Source organism: Stenotrophomonas sp. YJH_SMC_94-11 (assembly GCF_059370435.1).
Genome location: NZ_JCAFTR010000012.1, coordinates 71,427 through 96,071, shown reverse-complemented (window position 1 = coordinate 96,071; position 24,645 = coordinate 71,427). Strand labels below are relative to the sequence as shown.

The window sequence follows — 24,645 nt, the reverse complement described above, 5'->3', positions numbered from 1 at the left end:
CGTTTCCAGCGAGAGGACCGCCGGGACTGTACCCGATCCTGAACGGGGCGACCGGGACGGCCCTCGCAGACTGATTCTGGAAATATCTATCGCTTTATCCGCATGAAGGGATTGACAGTGCCGGAAAGGGCTGGCATCGTGGCTCCACCATCGAGACCGGCAGAGGGACAGGCCCTTTGAAGCCGGGGCAGCCCGCAGGCGCGCTAGCGTCTGCGTAGGTGCCAAATCCTGCGGGGACCGTGGCGTCCACCGAAAGATGGTTCGAACCATGCACCCCACGTGCATCTCGAACGCGGGCCCGCGAAGGCTCGATGGCCGATTCCCCAACCGGATCCCGCCATGAGCTTCGCTGCCAGTACCGCCATTCGCCCCGAGCCCTTCGTCCCCGTCAGCGTGCCGGTCGCAGACCGCGTGCACGCCGAGCGCGGTGAGTTCGCCGCGGTGCTGTCGATGCGCCATGCAGGCCCCAGCCCGGTGCGCCTGCGCTATGAGTGGGTGGGCCCGGCCAACGCGCCGGTGGTGGTGCTGGCCGGTGGCATTTCCGCCCATCGCCACGTGGCGTCCAACGCACAGTTCAGCGAGAAGGGCTGGGCCGAAGCGCTTGTGGGTACCGGCCGCGCGCTCGACCCGCAGCAGCTGCGCGTGCTGGCCTTCGATTTCATCGGTGCCGACGGTGCACTGGATGTGCCGATCGATACTGCCGACCAGGCCGATGCGCTGGCGCTGCTGCTGGACCATCTCGGCATCCGCACGCTGAAGGCCTTCGTCGGCTATTCGTATGGCGCGCTGGTCGGCCAGCAGTTCGCGATCCGTCACCGCGCCCGCGTGCGCCAACTGGTGCTGGCCAGCGGCGCGCACCGCCCGCATCCCTATGCCGCCGCGTGGCGCGCGCTGCAGCGCCGCGCGGTTGCGCTGGGCCAGCTGCAGTGCGGCGAAGACCACGGCCTGGCCCTGGCCCGGCAGTTCGCCATGCTCAGCTACCGCACCCCGGAAGAATTCGGCGAGCGCTTCGACGCTGCCCCGGAGGTCATCAATGGCCGCGTGCGCGTGGCCGCCGAAGACTACCTCGACGCCGCCGGCGCGCAGTACGTCGCGCGCACGCCGGTGACCGCCTACCTGCGCCTGTCCGAATCGATCGACCTGCACCGTGTCGACCCCGCCGCGATCCTGCCGCCGACCGTGGTGGTGGCCGTGGAGGGCGACCGCCTGGTGCCGCTGGCCGACCTGGTCGGCCTGGTCGAAGGGCTGGGCCCGCGCGGCAGCCTGCGCGTGCTGCGTTCGCCCTATGGCCACGACGCCTTCCTCAAAGAAACCGATCGCATCGACGCGATCCTCGCCACCGCCTTCCGCACCTCTGGAGAGTCCGCATGAGCCTGCACGCCAACGAGCCGTCCTGTAGTCGCACCACTGCCGCCGTCCGTGCGGGCATCGATCGGGACACCGCGCATGGCGCGGTCACGCCGCCGATCGTGCTGTCGTCGAACTTCAGCTTCGAAGGCTTCGGCAACAAGCGCCAGTACGACTACACGCGCAGTGGCAACCCGACCCGCGACCTGCTGGGTGAGGCGTTGGCGGAACTGGAAGGGGGCGTCGGTGGTGTGGTCACCGCCACCGGCATGGGCGCGATCAACCTGGTGCTGAACGCACTGCTGCAGCCGGGCGATACCCTGGTGGTGCCGCACGATGCGTACGGTGGCAGCTGGCGCCTGTTCAATGCGCTGGCCCGGAAGGGCCACTTTGAACTGGTCACCGCCGACTTGACCGATCCGCGCGCACTGGCACAGGCGTTGGCCACCCAGCCGAAGCTGGTGCTGGTGGAAACGCCGTCCAACCCGCTGCTGCGCATCACCGACCTGCGCTTCGTCATCGATGCCGCGCACAAGGCCGGCGCACTCGTGGTGGTCGACAACACGTTCCTGTCACCAGCGCTGCAGCAACCGCTGTCGTTCGGTGCGGACCTGGTGCTGCATTCCACCACGAAGTACATCAACGGCCACAGCGATGTGGTGGGCGGGGCAGTGGTCGCGCGTGATCCGGCAGTGCACGAGCAGCTGGTGTGGTGGGGCAACGCGCTGGGCCTGACGGGTTCACCGTTCGATGCCTTCCTGACCCTGCGTGGCCTGCGCACGCTGGATGCGCGCCTGCGCGTGCACCAGGAAAATACCGCCGCGATCGTTGCCCTGCTGGACCAGCATCCGGCGGTCGGCACGGTGTACTACCCGGGCCTGGCCGAACATCCCGGCCATGCCATCGCGGCGCGCCAGCAGAGCGGTTTCGGCGCGATGCTGTCGTTCGAGCTTGCGCACTGCGCCGGTGAAGATCCGCACGCGGCAGTGCGCGCATTCGTGGATGGCCTGCGCTGCTTCACCCTGGCCGAATCGCTGGGCGGCGTCGAAAGCCTGATCGCGCATCCGGCGACCATGACCCATGCGGCGATGACCGCCGAAGCACGCGCAGCGGCCGGTATCAGCGAAGGGCTGCTGCGTCTGTCGGTCGGCATCGAGGCCGAGCGCGACCTGCTGGCCGATCTCGGTGCCGCGCTGCAGCGCGCCGAAGTCGTGATCGATGCGGCCGCACGCCGCAAACAGGTGGTGGATGCATGAGCGCACTCGCTGCTGAAATTCCAGCGCTGGGCGCGGGACGCCTGGCGCTGCTCGGTACTGGCACAGTCGGCTCGGCCTTCGTGCAGCGCTACCAGACGCTGCAGGCTCGCGGGCTGGAACTGCCGAGCGTGCAATGGCTTGCCAACTCGCGCACTGCGCTGGAGATCGATCGTGACCTGGCGTTGCCGCTGGAACTGGCGCGACGTGCGCCACGCGATGGCCAGAGTTCGCCGGCGTGGGCCAGCACCGAAGGGCTGGAGCGTGGCGATGTGGTGGTCGATGCCACCGCCAGCGAAGACGTGGCCGCACGTCACGTGCAGTGGCTGGCGCGCGGCGTGCATGTGGTGACAGCCAACAAGCTGGGCCGTGGTGCGCAGCTGTCACGCGCGCAGGCCATTGCAGACAGCTGTGCCGACAGTGGTGCGCGCTATGGTGACAGCGCCACCGTCGGTGCCGGGCTGCCGCTGCTGAGCAGCCTGCGCGCACTGGTGGCCGGTGGTGATCACATCCATGCCATCGAGGGCGTGCTGTCCGGTTCGCTGGCGTGGCTGTTCCATCGTTATGACGGCAAGTCGCCGTTCTCGGCGGCGGTGCGCGAGGCGCTGGCGGCCGGCTACACCGAGCCGGATCCGCGACTTGACCTGTCCGGCGAGGACGTGCGCCGCAAGCTGCTGATCCTGGCCCGCAGCAGCGGGCTGGCGCTGGATGCTTCGCAGGTGCAGGTGGACTCACTGGTACCTGAAACGCTGGCCGCGTTGCCGCTGGAGGGCGCAGTGGCTGCGCTGGAGCAGCTGGATGCGCCGCTGCAGGCGCGTTGGCAGCGGGCACGCGAAAACGGCCGCGTGTTGCGTTTCGTCGGCCGTGTTGACGGTGGGGGTGCGCAGGTGGGCCTGCGCGAGCTGCCGGCCGATCACCCGTTGGCGCAGGGTGCGGGGACCGACAATCGCGTCGCCATCCACAGTGATCGCTACCGTCGCCAGCCGCTGTTGATCCAGGGCCCGGGTGCGGGCGCGGAAGTCACCGCCGCCGCGTTGCTGGATGACGTGCTGCGGATCGTCGGCTGATCGCACAGTTCTTGTAGAGCCGAGCCCATGCTCGGCTGCTCCTGACGGAATCCCCATCCTGTCGCATGAGCCGAGCGTGGGCTCGGCTCTACAGGGGCGCCCTGCCGGTCAGCGTGACTTCAAGGACTTCAGCAACGCGGCGTTGAACTGCTTCGGGTCCTGCACCTGCGGCGAATGGCCCAGTTCGGCGAACTCGACCAGCGTCGCGCCGGGAATCGCTGCGGCCGCCGCCTTGCCGAGCGCTGGATAGTTGCCCAGCGTCGCCTTCACCGAAGCCGGCGCCAGGTCGCGGCCGATCGCGGTGCGGTCCTTCTGGCCGATGAACAGCGTGGTCGGCACCTGCACGTTCTTCAGTTCGTAGACCACCGGCTGGTTGAACACCATGTCCGAGGCCAGCGCCTGGCTCCATGCAACGGCCTGCTTGCCGGGCCCTTCGTACATGCCTGACTGCATCCGCGCCCAGGGTTCGTAGGCCGGCTTCCATTTGCCGTCGTAGTACACATCCAGCTGGTAGCGGCGGATGCTGTCGTAGCTGATGTTCATTTCACCGGCATACCACGCGTCGACGCTGCGCCAGGGCACGCCCAGCGCCTTCCAGTCTTCCAGTCCGATCGGGTTGACCAGCGACAGGCTGCGCAGGTCCTGCGGGTACATCAGCGCGTAGCGCACGGCCAGCATGCCGCCCATCGAATGCCCGACCAGGTGCACCGGCACGTCGCCCAGTTGCAGCTGCTGCAGCAGGGCATGGGTATTGGCTGCCAGCTGTGCGAACGTGTACTGGTAGCGCTCGGGCTTGCTGGATTTGCAGAAGCCGACCTGGTCCGGAGCGATCACCCGATAGCCGGCGGCAACCAGCGGCTTGATCGATTCCTTCCAGGTGGCCGCACAGAAGTTCTTGCCGTGCAGCAGCACCGCCACGCCGATGGGTGCCTTCTTCGGCGCGATGTCCAGGTAGGCCATCTCCAGCGGCTGCCGCTGCGATTCCAGCGCGAAGGTCTTGACCGGATAGCCGTAATCGAAGCCCTCAAGCCGCGGCCCGTAGGTGGGGGCGGCCAGGGTGGTCAGCGGAAGGCAGGCAAGCAGGGCGGCAGCGATCACGCGCATGGGGCAATCCGGGGTGGGGGAGCCCCGAGCCTAACCGGAACGCGGTGACGGTGTCGTCCGACCGGCCAGGGACAACGGGGTAGAGTCGACTGTCAGTCGACTGCTCTTCGATCAGACCGCGAAAATCCCGCGCTGCACGCGATAGTCGACCAGCGGTCGACTCTACCCAGGGTCATCAGCACTCGATGACGTTCACCGCCAGGCCACCGCGGCTGGTTTCCTTGTACTTGTCCTGCATGTCGCGGCCGGTGTCGCGCATGGTCTTGATCACCTTGTCCAGCGACACCTTGTGCTTGCCGTCGCCACGCATCGCCATGCGCGAGGCATTGATCGCCTTCACCGCGCCCATCGCGTTGCGTTCGATGCAGGGAATCTGCACCAGGCCACCGATCGGGTCGCAGGTCAGGCCCAGGTTGTGTTCCATGCCGATTTCCGCGGCGTTCTCGATCTGGCTGGGGTTGCCGCCCAGTGCCGCGACCAGGCCACCGGCCGCCATCGAGCAGGCCACGCCAACCTCGCCCTGGCAGCCCACTTCGGCGCCGGAAATCGAGGCGTTTTCCTTGTAGAGGATGCCGATCGCCGCCGAGGTCAGCAGGAAGTCGAACACGCGCTGTTCGTTCGCGCCCGGGCAGAAGCGATCGAAGTAGTGCAGCACCGCCGGCAGCACACCGGCCGCACCGTTGGTCGGCGCAGTCACCACGCGGCCACCGGCAGCGTTCTCCTCGTTCACTGCCAGTGCGTACAGGTTGACCCAGTCCAGCGTGGTCAGCGGGTCGCGCATCGCCGCTTCCGGCTTCGACGACAGTTCGCGGTACAACGCCGGCGCACGACGGCCCACCTTCAGGCCACCCGGCAGCACGCCTTCCTCGCGGATGCCGCGCGCCACGCACGACTGCATCGCACTCCAGATCTCGTGCAGCCGCGCGCGGATCTCGTCTTCGCTGCGCCAGCACTTCTCGTTCTCGAACATCAGCTGGGCAATGCTCAGGCCGCTGCGCGCGGTCTGCGCCAGCAGCTCGTCGCCGCTCTTGAACGGGTAGGGCAGCGGGGTCTCGTCGGGCACGATGCGATCATCGGCCGCGTCGTCCTGGTTGACCACGAAGCCGCCGCCGACCGAATAATAGTCGCGGGTGGCGATCACTTCGTCGTCGGCGTTGTAGGCCGTGAAGCGCATGCCGTTGGTGTGGTAGGGCAGCTTCTGGCGCTTGTTCATGCCGAGGTCGCGCTTCTCGTCGAAGGCGATCTCGTGCTGGCCCATCAGCTGGATGCGCTTGCTGCTGCGGATGCGCTCCAGCGTGGCCGGAATGATGTCTGGATCGATCAGGTTCGGCCGCTGGCCTTCCAGGCCGAGCAGGATCGCCTTGTCGGTGCCGTGGCCGCGGCCGGTCAGTGCCAGCGAGCCATAGACATCGGCGCGGATGCGCGCGACCTCGTGCAGGCGGCCCGGGTCGAGCAGCCAGCGATGGATGAATCGCTCGGCGGCCTTCATCGGCCCGACGGTGTGCGAGGAACTCGGGCCAATGCCGATCTTGAAAACGTCGAACGTGCTGACAGCCATGGTTGCCGTACTGCGGGTACCGGAAGAGATCGCTATTCTAGCGGTTCACGCCGCACTTCCATGGCTGCGGCGCAGCATTTCCGCCACGGGAGTCCGGCCGGTGTTGACCCTTATCCAACGTGACGATTGCCACCTGTGCGACATGGCCCTGGCCGAGCTGGCCAGGGCACGGGCGCCGGAGTTCGAATCGGTGTTCCTGGACGACCAGCCGGCGCTGGAAGCGCGCTATGGCACGCGGGTGCCGGTGCTGCGTGACGAGCGCGGCGACCGCGAGCTGGACTGGCCGTTCGACGCGGCCACGGTTCAGGCGTGGTTGGCCGTCGATCGGTAGTGCCGGGCGCTGGCCGGCAACCCCTCTGTTCCCGGTGATGCCGGCCAGCGGCCGGCACTACCAGATGCGGTTTATTTCGCGTCGAACTTCACGATCGTGCTGATCGCGGTTTCGTCCGGGATGGTCTTGGTGTCGGCCCAGTCACCGCCGCCGACGCCGAAGTCCAGGCGCTTGACCGTGGCCTTGCCGGTCAGCACCGGCTGGGTGCCCGGCTTCCAGGTGAAGGTCAGCGTAACCGGCTTGCTGACACCACGAAGCTCCAGGGTGCCATCGGCGGCGAACTGGTCATTGCCCATGGCGCGGAAGCCCTTGGCGGTGTAGCGCGCGGTGGCGAACTTGCCGACGTTGAAGAAGTCGGCGCCCTGCAGGGTCGAGTCACGATCGCTGTTGCCGCTCCTGGCGCCTGCCAGCGGAATCACCACATCCAGCGAACCGGCAGCCGGGTTGGCCGGGTCGAAGCTGAGCTTGGTCGCGAAGCCAGGGAAGCTGCCGGTGAACACTTCGCCGTCGTACTTGGTGGCGAACACCAGGATCGAACCGGCGCCGGGAGCCTGCGCGTAATCGGCAGCGAGTGCCGGAGCGGTGGCCAGCATGCCGGCCAGGGCGGCGGCCACGGCGGCCGGAGTGGTCAGTTTCAGGTTCATCGGTCAGTCCTTCTGAGGGGAGGCGAGCCAGCCACGCGGCAACATGCGGGACAGCGTTGCATCGCGCTGAAACAGGTGGTGGTAGAAGGCAGCGCCGGCATGGGCCAGCACCACCGCGATCAACAGCCAGAAGCCGTACTCGTGGATGGCATGCGATACCGCGACAACCTGCGGGTCGGGGCCGCTCAGTTTGGGCACGTCGACCAGGCCGAACCAGCGGAACGGGCGCAGGCCGCTGGCCGAGTCGTACAGCCAGCCCGACAGCGGGATGGCGAACATCAGCACGTACAGCAGCACGTGGGTGGCGCTGGCAATGCGCTCCTGCCAGCTGGGCACGCCCGGCACCGGCTTCGGTGCCCCGGCGTACAGGCGCCAGCCCAGGCGGAACAGCACCAGCGCCAGCACGGTGATGCCGATCGACTTGTGCGCGGTGTAGACCCAGAAGTACTTGGGCGTCTTGGGCAGTTCGCCCATGGTCAGGCCGACCACGCCCAAGGCGAGGATCAGCAGTGCGATCAACCAGTGCAGGATCTGGCTGACACTCCCCCAGGCGGCGGGGGTGTTCTTGGCGGTCATGAGGGGTCCTCTAGCGGGCCGTCTTGGGGTCGGAGTGTGGAAGGGGAGCGGGAGTTCCCGGGGCGTCGCTGCGGTCGAGGGTGGCTTCCGCCTCGATCCTCAGCTGTACTGCATCACCGATGACGCCCGGCCAGGCGGTGATGCCGAACGCGCGCCGGCTCAGCGTGGTGCTGCCGGAAAAACCGGCGGTGCGTCGGAACGGGGGAAGCGGATAGCGCTTGATGGCGTTGAGGGTCACATCCAGCGTGATTTCCTGGCTGACCCCGCGCAGGGTCAGCGTGCCGATCACGTGGGCGCGCCTGGCATCGATCGGTTCGACCTTGGTGGAGACGAACCGCGCGGTCGGGAAGCGCTCGCCGTCGAGCAGGCTGCGGGCCAAGGTGGCCTGGTTCCACTTGGCATCACCAAGGTCCAGCCGCGACACCGGAATATCCACTTCCACGGTGGCGTCGCGCCAGTTGTCGGGATCGAACCGCACGCGCCCCTCGCTGCCCGATACCGTGCCCATGGCCTGCGAGTAGCCTGCGTGGTCGATCGAGAACAGCACCCGCGTGTGCACCGGATCGAGGCGATAGGTGTCAGCGGCCGCCCAGGCAGGGGCGGTGGCGAGCAGCATCGGCAACAGGGCCAGGCAGGGACGCATCGATGGCGGGCTCCGGAAGGGGACGCTGCGATCATACGCACAGCCCCCTGCCAACGTTGCGTGCATGGGTGCAACAGTTCGTGGTGGTGCCGCCGCTGGAAACAGGCTGTTGCAGCCATGACCCCGGCCCTGTGTGACAATCGGCGCAGGACAGGGGGTTCAGGATGACGAGCGGCTGGCGCCGGTGGTGCCGTGGCATCGCAGGTATGGGACTGCTGCTGGTGGCGATGGCCACGGCGGCTGCGACCCTGGACATGGCAGAAACACCACGCCTGCGCCGCTTCGGTGCCGCCGAAGGCTTGCCGTCTCGCATGGTGGTGGCGCTGGCCGAGGATCGCCAGGGCCACGTCTGGGCCGCCACCGATGGTGGACTCGCCCGCTATGACGGCAACAGCCTGCGGGTCTGGGAGCACGACCCGGAACAGCCGGGCTCGTTGCCTGGCAACGAGATCGAGACCCTGCTGATCGACCCGCTGGACCGGGTCTGGGTGGGCATCAATGGCAAGGGCGTGGCACGCCTGGATGCCGACCGCGAGCGCTTCCAGACCTTCGATACGGTCAATTCCACCTGCCAGGGGCAGTTCTGGGCACTGGCTTATGTCGACGACGCCTTGTGGATCGGGACCAACAACCATGGCGTCTGCCGTTTCGGCGAAGACGGCAGCGTGCGCCTCTACACCCATGATCCCGCGCGCCCGGGTGGCCTGCCCAGCAACAGCATCTTCACCAGCCTGGTCGACGCGCGGGGCCGCCTGTGGGTCGGCACCGAAGCCGGTGTGGCGCGTTGGAACGGCAGCGGCTTCGAGCCGGTGGCCGCGCGGGAACTGGGGAGGCTGAGCGTGCTCCGGTTGAGCCGTGATGCAGACGGTTCGATCTGGGTAGGCAGCCAGAACGATGGCCTCTACCGCATCGATGGGCAGGACCGGGTCAGTCGCCCGCGATGGGCCGACAGTGCCCAGCTGCGGTCGGCCCTGGTCCTGGCCGATCGCCAGGGGGGCTACTGGGCGGGTACCTCCGATGGCCTGTTGCGAGGGGATGCGGCGGCGTTGCGCCGGCTGGAGGGGGACCGCGGCAGCGGCTTCCTGACCGCGCACAGCGGTGTGCTTGACCTGCTGCAGGACCACGAGGGCGGTTTGTGGGTGGCGTTGCTGACCCAGGGCCTGGCCTATCTGCCACCGGACTGGCGGCGCTTCTCGATCTGGAACCAGCTCGACGGCAAGCCGCTGGACAGCCAGTACCTGTTGAGCGCGGCCAGCGACGGGAAGAACTACTACGTCGGCTCGGCGCGAGGGGTGTACCAGCTCGATGCGCAGGGCACCCTGCGCCTGCTGGCCAGCGACCGGCAGCTCGGCAACGGCGTGGTGTGGTCGGTGCTGCCGCGCCCGGATGGTCGCCTGTGGCTGGGACGCGGCGGCCGCATCAGCGTCTACGATCCGGCCACCGGCGCATTGCGTGATCTGCGGATCGATGGCAGTGCCGACCTGCGCCAGCGCATCGACCTGATGCGGCAGGCCCCTGATGGCACGGTGTGGGTGTCGGTGATGGGCCTGGACCTGCAGCAGCGCGATGCAGAGGGCCGGCTGCTGCACAGTCATCCGCTGGAACATTTCCGCGGGACGGCCGATGCGCCGATCGAGCAGATCCGCTTCGACGCCCACGGCCGGCCCTGGGTGATGGGCGACATGGGCATCTGGCGTGAGCAGGCCGGACGCTTCGAGGCAGTGCCCGGCGTTTCGCGCGGCCCGATCTACGATCTGGCATGGATCGATCCGCAGCAGTTGTGGCTGGCGCGCCAAGGCGCCTTCGAGCGCTACCAGTGGGATGGCATGAGCCTGCGCCTGATCCAGCGCATCGACGGCAGTGCGGGCGTGCCGCCGGTGACCATGGGGGGGCTGGCGCTGGCCGACAATGGCCAGCTGTGGGCGACGACGCCGCGCGGCCTGCTGCGGTGGGACCCGAAGACGCGGCGCCTGCAACAGTTCAACGAACGCGATGGCCTGTCCGATGCCGAGTTCACCGGTCGGCCACCTGCGGTGAACGCCGATGGCCGCGTGTTGGCGGTTACCCAGACCGGCCTGGTCGCCTTTGATGTGAATGCCGACGACACCGTGCTGCCGCCTTCATCGCTGGTGATCGCCGAAGTGCGGGTGCGGCGCGACGACGCACGCGGCTGGCAACCGCTGCCGCTCACCGGCACCCTGCTGCTGGGACCGGACGACCGCGATCTGCAGATCGATGCGCGGCTGCTTTCCTATGCCAGCCCGCAGGGCAACCGGTATCGCTTCCGCGTGCAGGGTTACGACCAGGACTGGGTGGAGCAGGGGGGCGATGGCCAGCGCACCCTGTCGCGGCTGCCGACCGGCCGCTATGTCATCGAGGTGCAGGCCGCGACTGCCCGGGGCGCGTGGACACCTTCGCAGCAGTTGCAGGTGAAGGTGCTGCCGCCGTGGTGGCGCAGCGGCATGGCGATATTCGGCTACATCCTGCTGGGGTCGTTGCTGCTGGTGGTTCTGGTCTGGTCGATCCGCGCGCGGCTGCGCCGCCGCCAGCAATGGCAGCTGACGGTGCACAAGCAGCAGTTGGCCGAGCAGGCCTCGCAGGCCAAGAGCCGTTTCCTGGCTACGCTGGGCCACGAAGTCCGCACGCCGATGACCGGCGTGCTGGGCATGAGCGAACTGCTGCTGGCGACTCCGCTGGATCCGGTGCAGCGCGGCTACGCCGGGTCCATCCAGCAGGCCGGCAGCCATCTGCTGCGGCTGGTCAACGATGCCCTGGACCTGGCCCGGATCGAAGCCGGGCGGCTGGAGCTGGACCTGCGCCCGTTCGATCTGGGGGAGCTGCTGGACCAGGTGCAGGGCCTGATGCAGCCGATGGCGCAGCAACGCCAGCTGGTGTTCCAGCGCGGCGAAGACCCGCCCGGGCCGGTCAGTGTCAGTGGCGACGAGATGCGCGTGCGCCAGATCCTGCTGAATCTGCTCGGCAACGCGATCAAATTCACCGAGCGCGGCCACGTCGGCCTGGCCGTACGCCTGGAAGAAAAGGGCGGCCTGTGTTTCGAAGTCCATGACAGCGGCCCGGGCATCAACGCCGAGCAGCAGCAGCGCCTGTTCCATCGTTTCGAACAGGCCGACGGCCCGCGTACCGCGTCGCGCTACGGCGGCAGTGGTCTGGGGCTGGCGATCTGCCAGGAACTGGCGGTGGCGATGGGGGGGCGCATCGAAGTGGACAGCCAGCCTGGCAAGGGCGCGCGGTTCCGCGTGCGCCTGCCCCTGCCCTGGACGCGCCAGGCCGCCAGCGAAGCGGGCGACGTGGCGGCCCTGCCGGAACTGCCGCCGCTGCGCATCCTGCTGGTCGAGGACGATGCCACGGTGGCCGAGGTCATCGCCGGCCTGCTGCGCGTGCGCGGGCATGAGGTGGTCCACGTGCTGCATGGCCTGGGCGCGCTGTCGGAGATCGCCACCGATGGTTTCGACGTCGGCCTGCTCGATCTCGATCTGCCCGCGCTGGACGGTACGGCCATCGCCCGCCAGCTGCGTACCATGGGCTATGAACTGCCGCTGGTGGCAGTGACTGCGCGTTCCGATGCCTACGCCGAAACCCAGGTGCTGGCCGCAGGCTTCGATGGCTTCCTGCGCAAGCCGGTGACCGGTGATCTGCTGGTGGCGGCCATCGCCCAGGCACGTGCGAAACGACAGGCGACTGCGTGACGACGCCGACGCCGGGCGTGAACGGCGCGACTTTCGGTTTACCATGCCGACGCCCGCAGCGCGGGAATCATCAGGACCAGCGTGAGGAGGCAATCGGTGGTGTATCTGCGGGCGGCGATGCTGCTGCTGGTCCTCCTGTGCTGCGCGTTGCCCGCTGCGGCACAGCCGGTGCCTCCGAGCCCGCGGCAGGTGACGGTGTTCGATGGCCTGCCGTCCAATACCGTCAACCGCATGGCCGAGGATCGCTACGGTTACCTGTGGATCGCCACCAACGATGGCCTGGCCCGCTATGACGGCCGCACCTACCGCGTGTGGCGTTCCGAGGATGGACTGCGTGACAACCGCATCTGGACGGTGCTGGTCGATGCCCGCAACCAGTTGTGGATAGGCACCGAGAACGCCGGCCTGGTGCGCATGTCGGCCGACCGCCGCCAGTTGCACTTCTACGACCGCAGCAGCCAGCCGTTGATGGGTACCAACACGGTCTGGAGCCTGGCCAGCACGCCTGATGGCTCGATCTGGTTCGGTACCCACGAAGGCGGCCTGTACCGCCTGGACAGCCAGGATCGCCTGCAGCGCTTCCTGCCCGAGCCGAACAATCCGCGCAGCCTGCCTTCGTCGTCGGTGCCCTACCTGGCCACGCTGGCCGATGGCAGCCTGTGGATCGGCACCAAGCATGGCGTGGCGCGCTGGACCGGGACCGACTTCGAGCGTGTCGGTACGGACATCATCCCCAGCCTTCTGATCAACGGACTGACCGCCGAACCGGATGGCAGCCTGTGGATCAGCACGATGGCCGGCGCCACCGTGCGCCGCCCGGATGGCCGCTTCGAAGCCCCCCCGTGGAAGCTGCCGCCGGGCGAGCAGGTGCTGGGCATGATGCTGCGCGATGAGCAGGGCGGGCACTGGCTGGATACACGCACCGGGCTGGGGCGTGCGGTCGATGGCCAGTACCAGACCGTGCCGCTGTACAGCGCGATCGCGCGCGGTCCGGTACGGCCGAACTGGACCGGTGCCTACGAGGACCGCGAAGGTGGCATCTGGTTGGCCAGCACCAATGCCGGGCTGTGGCACCTGCTGCCACGCTGGTGGCAGTTCTCGGTGCTGTCGCGCCTGGAGGACGACCCCAGCTCGCTGCGCAATGCGCTCGTGCTGGGTACCAGTCCCTCCAGCAACGGCGGCGTCTGGACGGTGGGCAGCCATGGCGCGCTGGACCGCTTCGATCCGAAGACCGGCAGGATCGAGCAGCATCGCACCTGGGTCAACGGCATGCACTGGTTGACCTCGGTGCGTGAGGACCGGCGTGGCCAGGTCTGGATTGGATCGACCGATGCGCTGGTGCGCTACGACCCGCAACGGCGCGAACTGCGTCGTTGGGGCCGTGATGCCGGCGCAGATGCGGCGATGGAAGGGGTGGTCGAAGCGATGATGACCTGCGACGGCGACAGCCTCTGGTTGATGCTGCCCGCAGGCGTGCAGCAGCGCGATCTCGACGGCCACGTGCGGCGCCAGCTGGACAATGGCCAGCGCGGCCTGCAGCAGGGCCAGCTCAACCTCGATGTGGAATGCGGTCCGCAGGACCACATCTGGCTGGCCAGCAGCCGTGGCCTGCTGCAGTGGCTGCCGGAAAGCGAGCGCTTCCAGCCGGTGCCGGGTGCGCCGGCAACGGCGATCCATGCGTTGCATGTGGGCCGTGACGGCCAGGTCTGGTTGTCCGAGGATGGTCGCCTGTCCCGTTACCGCTGGAGCCAGGGACGCCTGGAACGGCAGGCGGTGGTCGGTGCCGAACAGGGCTATCCGGCGATCTCCGCCTCCGGCCTGGTGGTGGATGCGCAGGGCGTGGCCTGGGCGACCAGCGCACGCGGCCTGGTACGTGTCAGTGCCGATGGGCAGAGCGTGCGCCTGTACGGCGTGCACGACGGCCTGCCAAGCCAGGAATTCCGCGAGCACACCTTGATCGCAGCGGCCGATGGCCACCTGGTGGCCGGAACGGCAGCGGGCGCGGTGGTGTTCGACCCGGAGCAGGTACGGCCTTCGGTCCGTCGCGCCCCGCTGGTGATCGAGCGGGTGGAAGTGCGCCGCAACGAGCAGGTGCTGGACATGACCCACGATGCGCCGTTGCAGATCGCCGATGGCGACCGCGACCTGCGCATCGTCGCGCGATTGCTGTCCTTCGCCGACTCGGCGTCCAATACGTACCGCTACCGCCTGGCCGGCTACGACCCCGATTGGGTCGAAGTCGGCCCGGCCGGCGAGCGCCTGTTCTCGCGCCTGGCGCCGGGCAGCTACCGGCTGGAAGTACAGGCCCGGTCGGCCGACCATGTGTGGTCGCGGGTGCAGAGCCTGGAATTCCGCGTGCAGCCGCCGTGGTGGCGCAGCCTGTCCGGCCTGCTGGTGCTGGCGTCGGTCGGGTTGCTGCTGACCAGCTGGTTTGCCTGGCTGTACCGACGCCGCCTGCAGCGGCGGCACGCCTACCAGCTGGCGCTGCACAAGCAGGAACTGGCCGAGCAGGCGTCGGCGGCCAAGACCCGCTTCCTGGCCAACCTTGGCCATGAGATCCGCACGCCGATGACCGGCGTGCTGGGCATGAGCGAGCTGCTGCTTGCCTCGCCACTGGACCCGCAGCAGCGTGGCTACACGCAGTCGATCCGGCATGCTGGCGAGCACCTGCTGCACCTGGTCAACGATGCGCTGGACCTGGCGCGGATCGAGTCCGGGCGCCTGGAACTGCAGTCGCAGTCGTTTGCGTTGAATGGCCTGTTGCAGGATCTGGCGGCGCTGATGGGCCCGCTGGCTGCACAGAAGGGCCTGCGCTTCGTCCTCGACAACCAGCTGCCTGCGGGCCTGCAGGCGACCGGTGATGCCATGCGCGTGCGGCAGATCCTGCTCAACCTGCTGTCGAACGCAGTGAAATTCACCAGCCGCGGCACTATCACCCTGCATGCACGTTGCGATGGCGAGCTGCGTGCGCTGCACTTCGAGGTGCGCGATACCGGCCCGGGCATCAGCCAGGAACAACAGCAGCGCCTGTTCCGCCGCTTCGAGCAGGCCGATGGTGCACGTACCGCCGCGCAGTACGGTGGCAGTGGCCTCGGCCTGGCGATCTGCCGCGAGCTGGCGCATGCGATGCAGGGGCGGATCCAGGTGGAGAGCCAGCTGGGCCGGGGCACCTGTTTCGGTGTGACCTTGCCGTTGCCGCTGGTGGTGAACAGCGATGCCGAGGCATCGGCCGAGGGACAACGCGACGAAGCGGCGAACATGCCGCCGCTGCGAGTGCTGCTGGTCGAGGACGATGCCACCGTGGCCGACGTGGTGCGTGGCCTGTTGAGCGCACGCGGCCACGAGGTGGTGCATGCCGGCCATGCGCTGGCGGCGCTGCGCGAGGTCAGTGCCGGCGATTTCGACGTCGGCCTGCTGGATCTGGACCTGCCGGGCCTGAGCGGTTTCGAGCTGGCCCAGCACCTGCGCAACCAGGGCTACATGCTGCCGCTGCTGGCGGTGACCGCGCGGACCGATCCGGACCTGCAGCAGCAGGTGGAAGCAGCCGGCATTGGCGGCTTCCTGCGCAAGCCGGTGACTGGTGAGCTGTTGGTGGAAGCGATCGCCAGGGTCACGGGTAGGTAGGTTCTGCAAGGCCTGCGGCCCTGCACCCGCCTTCGACAGAATTCTGCGTGCTGTCGAAATGGCGTGGGGTCAGATCCGTTTCCCGTAGGAAAACGGATCTGACCCCAGATCGATTTCGATATCTGACAGATGTGTCGTTCAAGGTCGACACCTATTAAGAGCCGCCGGAATCTGTCAGAGGTGGGGCGGTGTCCAGAGGTGGGGCGGTGTCGCAGTGCGGGGTGTCAGCCGCATGGATGCGGCTGCCAAGCCTACAAGGACGTACTTGCGGCGTCCCCGCACTGCGACACCGCCCCGCCAACCCACGGAATGCCGCTTTGGCTGTTGCTGTTGCCGGCCAGCGGCCGGCACTACCGCGGGTGCAGGGCCGCAGGCCCTGCCGAACCACCCTCACTCCGCGACGTGCTCGACCTGCCGCGGTTCGGGCTTGGTGTCAGGCAGCTGCCAGAAGATCATCGTCGAGGTCAGGGTGATCGCGCCCACGCACAGGAATGTGGCATGCAGCGCGGCGGTCGCGCTGTTGCTGTCCAGGTGATTGCCGAACGCGGCCAGCAGGCTGCCGGCCGCCGCAGCGCCGAAACCGGCGGCCAGCATCATCACCATCGACAGCAGGCTGTTGCCGGAACTGGCGAATTCGCGGTCAAGGTCGCGCAGCGTCACGGTGTTCATCACGGTGAACTGCAGTGAATTGACCGCGCCGAAGAACGCAAGCTGCACCAGGCGCCAGGCCAGGTGCTGGCCAGGTGTCATCAGGATGAAGCTGGCCATTGCCAGCCCCACCAGCACGGTGTTGGTCATCAGCACGCGGCGGTAGCCGTAACGTTCGACCAGCTTCACTGCCAGTTTCTTCGACACCATGCCAGCCGCCGCTACGGGCACCATCATCAGGCCGGCGTTCATCGGGCCGAGGCCGAGGCCGACCTGCAGCAGCAGTGGAATCAGCATCGGCATGGCACTGCTGCCGATGCGCGAGAACAGGTTGCCGAGGATGCCGATGCGGTAGCTGGGTACGCGGAACAGGGCCAGCGAGAACAAGGGTGCGGTGGAATTGGCGGCATGCAGCCAGTAGCCCACCAGCGCAGCCAGGCCCGCGACCGTCATCAGCATCACCAGCGCGTGTGGGGTGCCGAGTCCGGAGATGCCGTCCAAGGCCAGCGACAGCACCACCATCGCAAAGGCCAGCATGATGTAGCCGCGCAGGTCGAAACGGGTGCGATGGCTGGCGTAATGGTCGGGCATGATCTTCATCGCGGCGATGAAACCGATCACGCCGATCGGCAGGTTGATCAGGAACACCCAGTGCCATGAGGCGATCTCGACCAGCCAGCCGCCCAGCGTCGGGCCGATCAGCGGGCCGACCAGCGCGGGGATGGCGATGAAGCTCATCGCGCGCAGGAAATCCTCGCGCGGCACCGAGCGCATCACCGCCAGCCGACCGACCGGCAGCAGCATCGCACCGCCGATGCCCTGCAGCACGCGCGCGCCGACCAGCTGGTGCAGGTGCTGGGCCAACGCGCAGGCCAGCGAGCCGAGGGTGAACAGGATGATCGCCACCAGGAAGGTGCGCCGGGTGCCATAGCGGTCGGCGATCCAGCCCGAGGCGGGAATGAAGGTGGCGACCGCAAGCGCATAGCTGAACACCACCGACTGCATCTGCAGGGGGCTCTCGCCCAGGCTGGCCGCCATCGCCGGCAACGCCGTGTTGACGATGGTCGAGTCCAGCATCTGCATGAAGATCGCCAGGGACACCAGCCACAGCAGGGGACGCTGGCGGTTGTAGGTCGATGGCGATGTGGACATGGGGTGTGGCCGGTGCAGCGTGGGGGCCGCCATGATCGCGCACTGCGGGTCACGGCGCGATCAACATCGCGCCGTGATGGCATGCGGAATGCTCAGCGTTGGCTGTGCGCGTGCACCGCGTCGACCAGGACCTGCACATGCGCCGGGTCCATGTCCGGCGACATGCCGTGGCCGAGGTTGAACACATGGCCTTCGCGCGAGCCGCCGTTGCCGGCGGCATAGGTGTCGAGCACGCGCGCTGCGGCCGTGGCGATCGCATCCGGCGAGGCGTACAGCGTGGTCGGGTCGAGGTTGCCCTGCAGCGCGACGCGACCACCGGTGCGGCGCATTGCTTCGTCCAGGTCCAGCGTCCAGTCCAGGCCAAGTGCATCGGCGCCGGTCTGCGACAGTGCTTCCAGGTGCAGGCCGGTGCCCTTGCCGAACAGGATCAGCGGCGTGCGCTCGCTGCCTTCGCCGCGATCCAGGCCCTGTGCAATCCGCTGCAGGTAACGCAGCGAGAACTCGCGGTACATCGCCGGGGACAGCACGCCACCCCAGGTGTCGAACACCTGCAGCGCCTGCGCACCGGCCGCGCGTTGCGCACCGAGGTAGGCGATCACCGCTTCGGTGGTGACCTCCAGCAGGCGGTGCAGCGCCTGCGGATGGTTCAGCGCCATCGCCTTGATGCGTGCGAAATCCTTGCTGCCGCCGCCTTCCACCATGTAGCAGGCCAGCGTCCAGGGGCTGCCGGAGAAGCCGATCAGCGGCACCTGGCCGTCCAGCTCGCGGCGGATCAGGCGTACCGCATCCATCACGTAGCCCAGGTCCTGCTCCATGTCCGGCACCGCCAGCTTGGCGATGGCCGCTTCATCACGCACCGGATGGCGGAACTTCGGGCCTTCGCCTTCGACGAAGTACAGCTCCAGGCCCATCGCATCGGGAATGGTGAGGATGTCCGAGAACAGGATGGCTGCGTCCAGGGGGAACCGGCGCAGCGGCTGCAGGGTGACTTCGCAGGCGATCTCCGGGGTCTTGGCCATGGCCAGGAAACTGCCGGCCTTGGCCCGGGTCGCGCGGTATTCCGGCAGGTAGCGGCCGGCCTGGCGCATCAGCCAGATGGGGGTGCAGTCCACCGGTTCGCGGCGCAGGGCGCGCAGCAGGCGATCGTTGCGGAGAGGGCTGGTCACGATGGGCATTCCTTGGACGGGAGGAGCAGCGGCGTCAGTCGCCGTGCGAAAGGATCTGGAAGCCGCGATGCAGTTCGGCATCGCGGGCCTTCTCGAAGGCGTGGCGGGCGTCGTCGGCCTGCAGGAACAGCTCGCGCCGCAGCTGCGAGCGGCTGCCGACGCGGCCGCTCTCGCGCAGCAGCTCCCAGCCGCCGAACAGGTCCGGCTGCAGGCTCAGGCGCAGGAAACGCGGTGCCTGCGCACCGGCGTCGGGATGTTGCAGGTAGACGTGCATGGCGCCGATTGTAGCGGGGCAGGGGTGACCCTTGCCGCAACGTGGTAGTGCCGGCCGCTGGCCGGCAACTTCATGCGTGGAGGAGCCTGCCAGCGGCCGGCTCTACCTGGCTGACAGCACCTTCAGTACCGCCGCCTCATCGACGTCCGGCACCACTTCGGCGCGCCCCATGCCGCGCCACAGCACCAGGCGCAGGCGGCCGGCCACGTTCTTCTTGTCCAGGCGCATGCGGCCGAGCAGGGCCTGCGGGTCCAGCCCGGCCGGGATCGCCACCGGCAGGCCGAGGCGTTCCAACAGTGCCTGCAGGCGAGCGCGGTCGGCATCGTCGGCCAGGCCGAGGTCGGTGGACAGCTTCGCCGCCAGCACCATGCCCACCGCTACCGCCTCGCCATGGTTCAGCGCATCGCGGCCTGGAGCCGAGTAGCCCTGCTCGGTTTCGATGGCATGGCCGAAGGTATGCCCGAGGTTGAGCAGGGCACGTTCGCCCTTCTCGAACGGATCGCGCTCGACGATGGCGGCCTTGTGCCGGCAGCTGCGCGCGATGGCTTCGGAAAGCACGTGGTCTTCACCGGCGACCAGCGCATCGGCATGCTGCTGCAGCCATTCGAAGAACACCGCGTCGCCCAGCGCACCGTACTTCACCACTTCGGCCAGGCCTGCACGCAGTTCGCGCGGCGGCAGGGTGGCCAGCACGCGGGTATCTGCGATGACCGCACGCGGCGGATGGAAGGCGCCGACCAGGTTCTTGCCGGCCGGGATGTCGACGGCGGTCTTGCCGCCCACCGACGAATCGACCATCGCCAGCAGGGTGGTCGGCAGCTGCACGCAGTCCACGCCGCGCATCCAGCAGGCGGCGGCAAATCCGGCAAGGTCACCGACCACGCCGCCGCCGAGGGCGAAGACACAGGCGTCGCGCGTGGCGCCGAGCGCCGCAAGCGCTTCGATCGCGCGGCCGAATTCGGCCAGCGTCTTGGAGGCCTCACCGGCGGCCAGCACGTGCTCGCCGATGATCAGGTCGGGGCGCGCGGCCAGCAGGGTCTGCTTCACCGGCGCCAGATAGCGCGGGGCGACTTCGCTGTCGCTGAGCAGCAGCACATGGCGGCCACGAACGTGCGCGGCCAGCGCGGCGCCATCGGCCTGCGCACCGGCGCCGATGGTGATGGTGTAGGGGCGGTCGCCGCCAACGGCGACCTGCAGCAGGGCGGGGGAAGTCATGCAGTCAGGTCCTGGCGCTGCCATTGCGTGGCCAGCTTGACCACCAGCTGGGCAGTCGCATCGGCAGCGGTGTACGGGTCGGTATCGAGGGTGAGGTCGGCCAGTTCGCGGTATAGCGGGTCGCGGTGTGCGGCCAGGTCGTGCAGCACCTGCTCGCGGTCCGGGCGTTGCAGCAGCGGCCGGCCCTTGTCGCGGGCCAGGCGTTCCAGCTGCGCGGTCACGCTGACCCGCAGGTAGACCACGAAGCCGCGGCGGGCGATCAGTGCACGGTTGCCGGGGTCCAGCACCGCGCCGCCGCCGGTGGAGACCAGCTGGCTGCGGCCTTCCAGCACACGGGCCAGGGCCTCGCGTTCATGGTTGCGGAAACCGGCTTCGCCGGCGTGCTCGAAGATGGTCGGGATGCTGGCACCGGCGGCATCGACGATGGCCTGGTCGACATCGACGAAGTCCAGCGTGAAGCGCTCGGCCAAGCGGCGGCCGATGCAGGTTTTGCCGGCGCCCATCGGGCCGATCAGGATCAGGTTCGGAGCAGGATTCATGCCCTCTGATGCTAACACCTCCGTGCCCTGGCCTTTACGTTCTTCACGTCAGGGTAGGCGTTCCAGCGGGGTCTCCCGCGCCAGCCGGAGTACAGGCCATGACAGTCGCCAAGGTCATCGAAATCACCGCCTCCTCGCCGAAGAGCGTGGAGGACGCCGTGCGCAGCGGGCTGAAGAAGGTCTCCGAGACGGTCAAGGGCATCCAGGGCGCCTGGGTGAACGAGACCAAGGTGGTCACCAATGGCAGCGGCGAGATCACCGAATGGCGGGTCAACCTGCGGGTGACCTTCCTGGTGGAATAGGCGTGCTCAGCGCACGTCCTGCACCTGTCGCTGGCCGTCCAGGACCACCACGTGATCGGCAAGCGCCGGCAGCGCGCGCAGTGCCTGCCGGCTGACCCGCTCGTAGTACTGCACGAAGCGTTCCAGCTGTGGCCGGCTCATGCCGTGCCGGCCTGGCTGAAAGGCCTGCAGGTTCTGCTCCTGCTGCCAGCGCCAGCGCGGTACCACCGAGAAATCCGGCGGCTGCAGGAACCATAGCCGGTCGTAGTGCTGCCACAGCGCCGGGTAGTCGCGGGCCAGCGCCTGGTTGCACCAGCGCCGCCAGCGGCCATCGGCGTCGGCCTCGCGCTCCAGCGCGTTCAACGGGCTGTCCAGCGCGTTGTCATCCTGCGCGGGCGTGCCCAGAAACCAGCCTTCGAACACCAGCAGGTCCAGCGGTTGATGCAGGTGCGGCCATTGCGCTTCGGGCAGGCGTTCGTCGGCCAGCTTGTCGAAACGCGGCATCGCGAAGGGCTGGCGCGCGGCCACCGCATCCAGCACTGCGTGGGCCAGCGGCAGGTCATGGGTGCCCGGCGGGCCCCGGGTGATCAGCAGTGGATGCACCTGGCGGGCCAGCCGCTGCCGCTGTGCGCGGGTCAGGTAGACATCATCAATGGACAGCGTGGCGGCGTTCAGGCCGCGTGCCTGGGCGCGGGCCACGACCTGCGCGGCCAGCGTCGATTTGCCGCTCCCCTGCAGGCCGCTGATCGCCAATACTGGAACCGCTGCGCCACTGCCCAGTGCGTCGTCCAGCACCTGTTCGGCCAATGTTTCGGGGAATCCTTTCACCTGGGGCATATACGCAGCAGCGGCCATGCAGCCACAATAGCCCAATCCGTGTGAGAAGAACGCAATCATGAGCGACCTGTACGCCGAAGCCCTGTCCACGTTTGCCAGCCTCTTCGAAGAGGCCAGGCAGAGCCGCGAGGTCGAGCCGAACGCCATGACCGTGGCCACCGCCGATACGCACGGCCGTCCCTCGGCGCGCACCGTGCTGCTGAAGGCGTTCGATGAGCGTGGCTTTGTGTTCTACACCCACCTGGACAGCCACAAGGGCCGGGAGCTGCAGGCCAATCCGCAGGCTGCACTGCTGTTCCTGTGGCGCAGCCTGCGCGAGGCCGGCATCCAGGTGCGCATCGAGGGTCGTGCCGAGCAGGTGGCCGATGCCGAGGCCGACGCCTATTTCGCCAGCCGCCCGCGGATGAGCCAGATCGGCGCCTGGGCTTCGCAGCAGTCGAAGACGCTGGCCACGCGCGAGGAATTCGACGCGCGCGTGGCCGAGGTCGAAGCCCGCTTCGAGGGCCAGGACGTGCCGCGCCCGGACGGCTGGAGCGGCCTGCGCGTGGTGCCTGACCGCATCGAGTTCTGGTACGGCGCGCAGTTCCGCCTGCACGAGCGCTGGTGCTATGAAGCCGGTGCGGAAGGGCGCTGGAGCAAGCGCCTGCTGTACCCGTAAGGCTGACTGATGCAACGCCTGCCGCTGTACCGCGTGGTGGTGTTCGTGCCGTCGGCAGCACTGGACGCAGTGAAGCAGGGCATCCTTGCGGTGGATGCCCTGGCAGGGGGTGACTACGAGCACGGCATGTGGTGGTCGGCGCCGGGGTTCGAGCAGTTCCGCCCGCGCGTGGGTGCGTCGCCCGCGCAGGGTGAGGTGGGGCGCACCGAAGTGGTCGACAGCGTGCGCCTGGAGTTCTGCCTGCCTCGGGATCCGCTGCGGTTGCAGCGCATCTTCGAGCAGGGCATCGTGCCGCATCATCCATGGCGGGTGCCGGTGGTGCAGGTGGAGGAAGTCGAGCTGCTGCTGGCCAAGTAGATCCACGCCATGCGTGGATGGGATGCTTGAAGAACGGTGCGAATCAAGGTTCGCACCCACCAGGCAATGAGTGGTTACAACCCCTCCGCGCGCAGCCAGCGCCACAGCGTCGTGCGTGATACGCCCAGCGCCTGCGCCATGCCCTCGCGGTCATTGCGGTGTTCATGCAGCAATGCTTCCAGCTGCGCACGCGGTGGGCGCTTGCCGTTGCTTTCCACTGGCAGTGTGGCGATACCTTCCTTCACCAGCTCGGGCGCGAGCTGCAGCAGGCGCGCTGCATCGATCAATCCTTCCCCAGGCTGCCAGTGGATGCGTAGTCGATCCACCAGATTGCGCAGTTCGCGCACGTTTCCCGGCCACTCGGCCGCGCTCAGCAACGCCAGTGCATCCTCATCCAGTGGCGCGTCGATGCCACGCAGCTGGCGGAAGAAGTGCTGTGCCAGCAGCGGGATGTCACTGCGCCGCGCACGCAGCGGGGGCAGGGCGATGCGTAGTGCGGCCAGCCGGTAATACAGGTCGCGACGGAAGCTGCCGGTCGCCGCGCGCTGCTCCAGCGACTGCAGGGTGGCGGCCACCACGCGCAGGTCCACCGGCGTCGGTTCGGTAGCGCCGACACGCAGCACCTCGCGTTCTTCCAGCACGCGCAGCAGGCGGGTCTGCAACGGCAGCGGCAGTTCGCCGATCTCATCCAGGAACAACGTACCGCCATCGGCGGCCTCGACCAGGCCCACGCGACCACCGCGCCGTGCACCAGTGAAGGCACCATCGCTGTAGCCAAACAGTTCGGCTTCCAGCAGTGATTCGCTGATGGCGCCGCAGTTCAGCGCCACGAAGCGTCCGCGACGGCCACTGGCTGCGTGCAGCTGCCGCGCCACCAGCTCCTTGCCGGTGCCGGTTTCGCCGGTCACCAGTACGGTGCTGTCATGCGGTGCATAGAGCGCGATCTGTGCGCGCACCTGGGCCATCGCTTGGCTGTCGCCGAGCAGTTCATGCGTGTCGGCACGCGCTGCCGGGCGCCGGCGCGGGGCGGCTCGGTTGCCGCTGGAGCGGGCCAGCGCCTGGGTCAGCTCCAGCGCATGTTCAAACGCTTGCCGCACCGAGTCGGCCGAATAGAGCAGTACCCCCGGCAGGCCGGCCTGTTCGGCATGGTCGATGGCCATGCCGGTGCCGACGATGACCTCGATGCCGTTGGCGCGCAGGTCGGCGATGCAGTCGCGCGCATCCTCGCGGGTGACGAAGCGGCGGTGCTCGATATCCAGGCCGAAACTCTGCTGGAAGTTGCTGAACGCCGGTACGTCGCTGGCGTGGGTGACCAGGCCGATGCGGCTGGCGATGCGGCGGGCACGGGCCAACGCTTCCATCAGGTCGAAGCCATTGGCCTGGATCGGCACCAGTGGCAGCTCCAGCCGACCGCGCAGCCAGGCCGCGTTGGAGCCGCCGGCGATGACCACGTCGCAATGCTCGCGGCGCAGGCGTTGGCCGATCACATCCACCGCTTCCTCGAAACCTAGGTTGATCTGCTCGATGCGCGCGCGTCGATCGAATTCGGGAATGACATCGCCGAGCAGGCCGGTCAGGCGCGAGACGCTGACCGTCCAGATCACCGGGCGACCGGGGTCGGTGTCGGCGTGGCGCAGGGGTGAGCGGGGCAGGTACATGGCGGC

21 protein-coding genes and 1 riboswitch are annotated in these 24,645 nt (G+C 68.2%); of the genes, 9 read left to right on the top strand and 12 right to left on the bottom strand.

All coding sequences use genetic code 11. From position 1 onward, the window contains the following. Positions 1 to 144 precede the first annotated feature (144 nt). Positions 145 to 263: riboswitch (SAM riboswitch) on the top strand. 76 nt (positions 264 to 339) lie between these two features. From metX to AC5P74_RS18405, 3 genes are read left to right on the top strand one after another with little or no spacing between them, the layout of a single operon-like run. Then, positions 340 to 1,371 (top strand): homoserine O-succinyltransferase MetX, encoded by a 1,032-nt coding sequence (metX, locus tag AC5P74_RS18415; RefSeq protein WP_005418400.1) that lies wholly within the window; start codon positions 340 to 342, stop codon positions 1,369 to 1,371. Then, positions 1,368 to 2,603 (top strand): O-succinylhomoserine (thiol)-lyase, encoded by a 1,236-nt coding sequence (locus AC5P74_RS18410; RefSeq protein WP_171957562.1) that lies wholly within the window; start codon positions 1,368 to 1,370, stop codon positions 2,601 to 2,603. Before metX ends, AC5P74_RS18410 begins: the two co-directional genes overlap by 4 nt. After that, positions 2,600 to 3,667, top strand: a complete 1,068-nt coding sequence (locus AC5P74_RS18405; RefSeq protein ID WP_053499614.1) for a homoserine dehydrogenase family protein — start codon at positions 2,600 to 2,602, stop codon at positions 3,665 to 3,667. The genes AC5P74_RS18410 and AC5P74_RS18405 overlap by 4 nt, the downstream gene beginning before the upstream one ends. 108 nt (positions 3,668 to 3,775) lie before the next feature. Here the strand turns inward: AC5P74_RS18405 and AC5P74_RS18400 are convergent, their stop codons facing one another. Next, positions 3,776 to 4,771: an alpha/beta fold hydrolase gene (locus AC5P74_RS18400; RefSeq protein WP_346608006.1), complete on the bottom strand. Its 996-nt coding sequence runs from the start codon at positions 4,769 to 4,771 to the stop codon at positions 3,776 to 3,778. A gap of 175 nt (positions 4,772 to 4,946) precedes the next feature. Further along, entirely contained in the window at positions 4,947 to 6,329 is a 1,383-nt protein-coding gene (locus tag AC5P74_RS18395) for an L-serine ammonia-lyase (RefSeq protein ID WP_053499618.1), read from the bottom strand. A gap of 100 nt (positions 6,330 to 6,429) precedes the next feature. Here AC5P74_RS18395 and AC5P74_RS18390 point away from each other — a divergent pair, with 100 nt between their 5' ends. Next, a complete protein-coding gene (locus AC5P74_RS18390; protein WP_032954410.1) occupies positions 6,430 to 6,660 on the top strand; it encodes a glutaredoxin family protein in 231 nt (76 codons plus the stop codon). A gap of 71 nt (positions 6,661 to 6,731) precedes the next feature. On the opposite strand, the gene AC5P74_RS18385 is transcribed toward AC5P74_RS18390, so the two are convergent. From AC5P74_RS18385 to AC5P74_RS18375, 3 genes are read right to left on the bottom strand one after another with little or no spacing between them, the layout of a single operon-like run. Continuing rightward, complete coding sequence (locus AC5P74_RS18385) at positions 6,732 to 7,304, bottom strand: YceI family protein (RefSeq protein WP_053499622.1); 573 nt, start codon at positions 7,302 to 7,304, stop codon at positions 6,732 to 6,734. A gap of 3 nt (positions 7,305 to 7,307) precedes the next feature. Beyond that, positions 7,308 to 7,880 (bottom strand): cytochrome b, encoded by a 573-nt coding sequence (locus tag AC5P74_RS18380; RefSeq protein WP_005410672.1) that lies wholly within the window; start codon positions 7,878 to 7,880, stop codon positions 7,308 to 7,310. Between the two features lie 10 nt (positions 7,881 to 7,890). Further along, positions 7,891 to 8,523: a YceI family protein gene (locus tag AC5P74_RS18375; RefSeq protein ID WP_053499626.1), complete on the bottom strand. Its 633-nt coding sequence runs from the start codon at positions 8,521 to 8,523 to the stop codon at positions 7,891 to 7,893. A 164-nt stretch (positions 8,524 to 8,687) separates the two neighbouring features. On the opposite strand from AC5P74_RS18375, the gene AC5P74_RS18370 reads away from it, so the two are divergent. After that, positions 8,688 to 12,230: a sensor histidine kinase gene (locus AC5P74_RS18370; RefSeq protein WP_495205024.1), complete on the top strand. Its 3,543-nt coding sequence runs from the start codon at positions 8,688 to 8,690 to the stop codon at positions 12,228 to 12,230. Between the two features lie 96 nt (positions 12,231 to 12,326). After that, positions 12,327 to 15,854: a hybrid sensor histidine kinase/response regulator gene (locus tag AC5P74_RS18365; RefSeq protein ID WP_329848499.1), complete on the top strand. Its 3,528-nt coding sequence runs from the start codon at positions 12,327 to 12,329 to the stop codon at positions 15,852 to 15,854. 390 nt (positions 15,855 to 16,244) lie between these two features. Here the strand turns inward: AC5P74_RS18365 and mdtD are convergent, their stop codons facing one another. The 5 genes from mdtD to AC5P74_RS18340 all read right to left on the bottom strand — a co-directional run bounded on the left by mdtD (position 16,245) and on the right by AC5P74_RS18340 (position 20,848). Continuing rightward, positions 16,245 to 17,654 (bottom strand): multidrug transporter subunit MdtD, encoded by a 1,410-nt coding sequence (mdtD, locus tag AC5P74_RS18360; RefSeq protein ID WP_005418383.1) that lies wholly within the window; start codon positions 17,652 to 17,654, stop codon positions 16,245 to 16,247. A gap of 92 nt (positions 17,655 to 17,746) precedes the next feature. Beyond that, positions 17,747 to 18,829, bottom strand: a complete 1,083-nt coding sequence (hemE, locus tag AC5P74_RS18355) for a uroporphyrinogen decarboxylase (RefSeq protein WP_329843197.1) — start codon at positions 18,827 to 18,829, stop codon at positions 17,747 to 17,749. Positions 18,830 to 18,854: 25 nt separating this feature from the next. Beyond that, positions 18,855 to 19,094: a WGR domain-containing protein gene (locus AC5P74_RS18350; RefSeq protein WP_053498927.1), complete on the bottom strand. Its 240-nt coding sequence runs from the start codon at positions 19,092 to 19,094 to the stop codon at positions 18,855 to 18,857. A 102-nt stretch (positions 19,095 to 19,196) separates the two neighbouring features. Next, complete coding sequence (gene aroB / locus AC5P74_RS18345; RefSeq protein WP_005418377.1) at positions 19,197 to 20,309, bottom strand: 3-dehydroquinate synthase; 1,113 nt, start codon at positions 20,307 to 20,309, stop codon at positions 19,197 to 19,199. Then, positions 20,306 to 20,848, bottom strand: coding sequence for a shikimate kinase (locus AC5P74_RS18340; protein WP_053498926.1), 543 nt, complete (start codon positions 20,846 to 20,848; stop codon positions 20,306 to 20,308). The genes aroB and AC5P74_RS18340 overlap by 4 nt, the downstream gene beginning before the upstream one ends. Positions 20,849 to 20,946: 98 nt before the next feature. On the opposite strand from AC5P74_RS18340, the gene AC5P74_RS18335 reads away from it, so the two are divergent. Then, the gene (locus tag AC5P74_RS18335; protein WP_005410663.1) at positions 20,947 to 21,150 is read left to right on the top strand and encodes a dodecin family protein; all 204 of its coding nucleotides are present in this window, start codon (positions 20,947 to 20,949) and stop codon (positions 21,148 to 21,150) included. A 6-nt stretch (positions 21,151 to 21,156) separates the two neighbouring features. Here the strand turns inward: AC5P74_RS18335 and AC5P74_RS18330 are convergent, their stop codons facing one another. After that, positions 21,157 to 21,984 carry a kinase gene (locus AC5P74_RS18330; RefSeq protein ID WP_346607638.1) on the bottom strand — a complete coding sequence of 276 codons (828 nt, stop codon included), beginning with the start codon at positions 21,982 to 21,984 and terminating at the stop codon, positions 21,157 to 21,159. A 40-nt stretch (positions 21,985 to 22,024) separates the two neighbouring features. Here AC5P74_RS18330 and pdxH point away from each other — a divergent pair, with 40 nt between their 5' ends. Both pdxH and AC5P74_RS18320 read left to right on the top strand, forming a co-directional pair. Next, the gene (pdxH, locus tag AC5P74_RS18325; RefSeq protein ID WP_329843193.1) at positions 22,025 to 22,624 is read left to right on the top strand and encodes a pyridoxamine 5'-phosphate oxidase; all 600 of its coding nucleotides are present in this window, start codon (positions 22,025 to 22,027) and stop codon (positions 22,622 to 22,624) included. Positions 22,625 to 22,633: 9 nt separating this feature from the next. Then, positions 22,634 to 22,981 (top strand): YqfO family protein, encoded by a 348-nt coding sequence (locus tag AC5P74_RS18320; RefSeq protein ID WP_329843191.1) that lies wholly within the window; start codon positions 22,634 to 22,636, stop codon positions 22,979 to 22,981. 74 nt (positions 22,982 to 23,055) lie between these two features. Here AC5P74_RS18320 and prpR read toward each other — a convergent pair whose 3' ends face one another. After that, positions 23,056 to 24,639 (bottom strand): propionate catabolism operon regulatory protein PrpR, encoded by a 1,584-nt coding sequence (gene prpR / locus AC5P74_RS18315; RefSeq protein ID WP_329843189.1) that lies wholly within the window; start codon positions 24,637 to 24,639, stop codon positions 23,056 to 23,058. Positions 24,640 to 24,645: the final 6 nt, after the last annotated feature.

Excerpts from the sequence above, each read along its gene's own strand:
- AC5P74_RS18370 (WP_495205024.1), top strand. The coding sequence starts at position 8,688 with ATGACGAGCGGCTGGCGCCGGTGGTGCCGTGGCATCGCAGGTATGGGA.
- AC5P74_RS18395 (WP_053499618.1), bottom strand. The coding sequence starts at position 6,329 with ATGGCTGTCAGCACGTTCGACGTTTTCAAGATCGGCATTGGCCCGAGT.
- aroB (WP_005418377.1), bottom strand. The coding sequence starts at position 20,309 with ATGACTTCCCCCGCCCTGCTGCAGGTCGCCGTTGGCGGCGACCGCCCC.
- AC5P74_RS18380 (WP_005410672.1), bottom strand. The coding sequence starts at position 7,880 with ATGACCGCCAAGAACACCCCCGCCGCCTGGGGGAGTGTCAGCCAGATC.
- AC5P74_RS18320 (WP_329843191.1), top strand. The coding sequence starts at position 22,634 with ATGCAACGCCTGCCGCTGTACCGCGTGGTGGTGTTCGTGCCGTCGGCA.
- prpR (WP_329843189.1), bottom strand. The coding sequence starts at position 24,639 with ATGTACCTGCCCCGCTCACCCCTGCGCCACGCCGACACCGACCCCGGT.
- AC5P74_RS18375 (WP_053499626.1), bottom strand. The coding sequence starts at position 8,523 with ATGCGTCCCTGCCTGGCCCTGTTGCCGATGCTGCTCGCCACCGCCCCT.
- AC5P74_RS18410 (WP_171957562.1), top strand. The coding sequence starts at position 1,368 with ATGAGCCTGCACGCCAACGAGCCGTCCTGTAGTCGCACCACTGCCGCC.
- metX (WP_005418400.1), top strand. The coding sequence starts at position 340 with ATGAGCTTCGCTGCCAGTACCGCCATTCGCCCCGAGCCCTTCGTCCCC.
- AC5P74_RS18340 (WP_053498926.1), bottom strand. The coding sequence starts at position 20,848 with ATGAATCCTGCTCCGAACCTGATCCTGATCGGCCCGATGGGCGCCGGC.
- AC5P74_RS18405 (WP_053499614.1), top strand. The coding sequence starts at position 2,600 with ATGAGCGCACTCGCTGCTGAAATTCCAGCGCTGGGCGCGGGACGCCTG.
- hemE (WP_329843197.1), bottom strand. The coding sequence starts at position 18,829 with ATGCCCATCGTGACCAGCCCTCTCCGCAACGATCGCCTGCTGCGCGCC.
- AC5P74_RS18350 (WP_053498927.1), bottom strand. The coding sequence starts at position 19,094 with ATGCACGTCTACCTGCAACATCCCGACGCCGGTGCGCAGGCACCGCGT.
- AC5P74_RS18385 (WP_053499622.1), bottom strand. The coding sequence starts at position 7,304 with ATGAACCTGAAACTGACCACTCCGGCCGCCGTGGCCGCCGCCCTGGCC.
- AC5P74_RS18400 (WP_346608006.1), bottom strand. The coding sequence starts at position 4,771 with ATGCGCGTGATCGCTGCCGCCCTGCTTGCCTGCCTTCCGCTGACCACC.
- mdtD (WP_005418383.1), bottom strand. The coding sequence starts at position 17,654 with ATGTCCACATCGCCATCGACCTACAACCGCCAGCGTCCCCTGCTGTGG.
- AC5P74_RS18335 (WP_005410663.1), top strand. The coding sequence starts at position 20,947 with ATGACAGTCGCCAAGGTCATCGAAATCACCGCCTCCTCGCCGAAGAGC.
- pdxH (WP_329843193.1), top strand. The coding sequence starts at position 22,025 with ATGAGCGACCTGTACGCCGAAGCCCTGTCCACGTTTGCCAGCCTCTTC.
- AC5P74_RS18330 (WP_346607638.1), bottom strand. The coding sequence starts at position 21,984 with ATGGCCGCTGCTGCGTATATGCCCCAGGTGAAAGGATTCCCCGAAACA.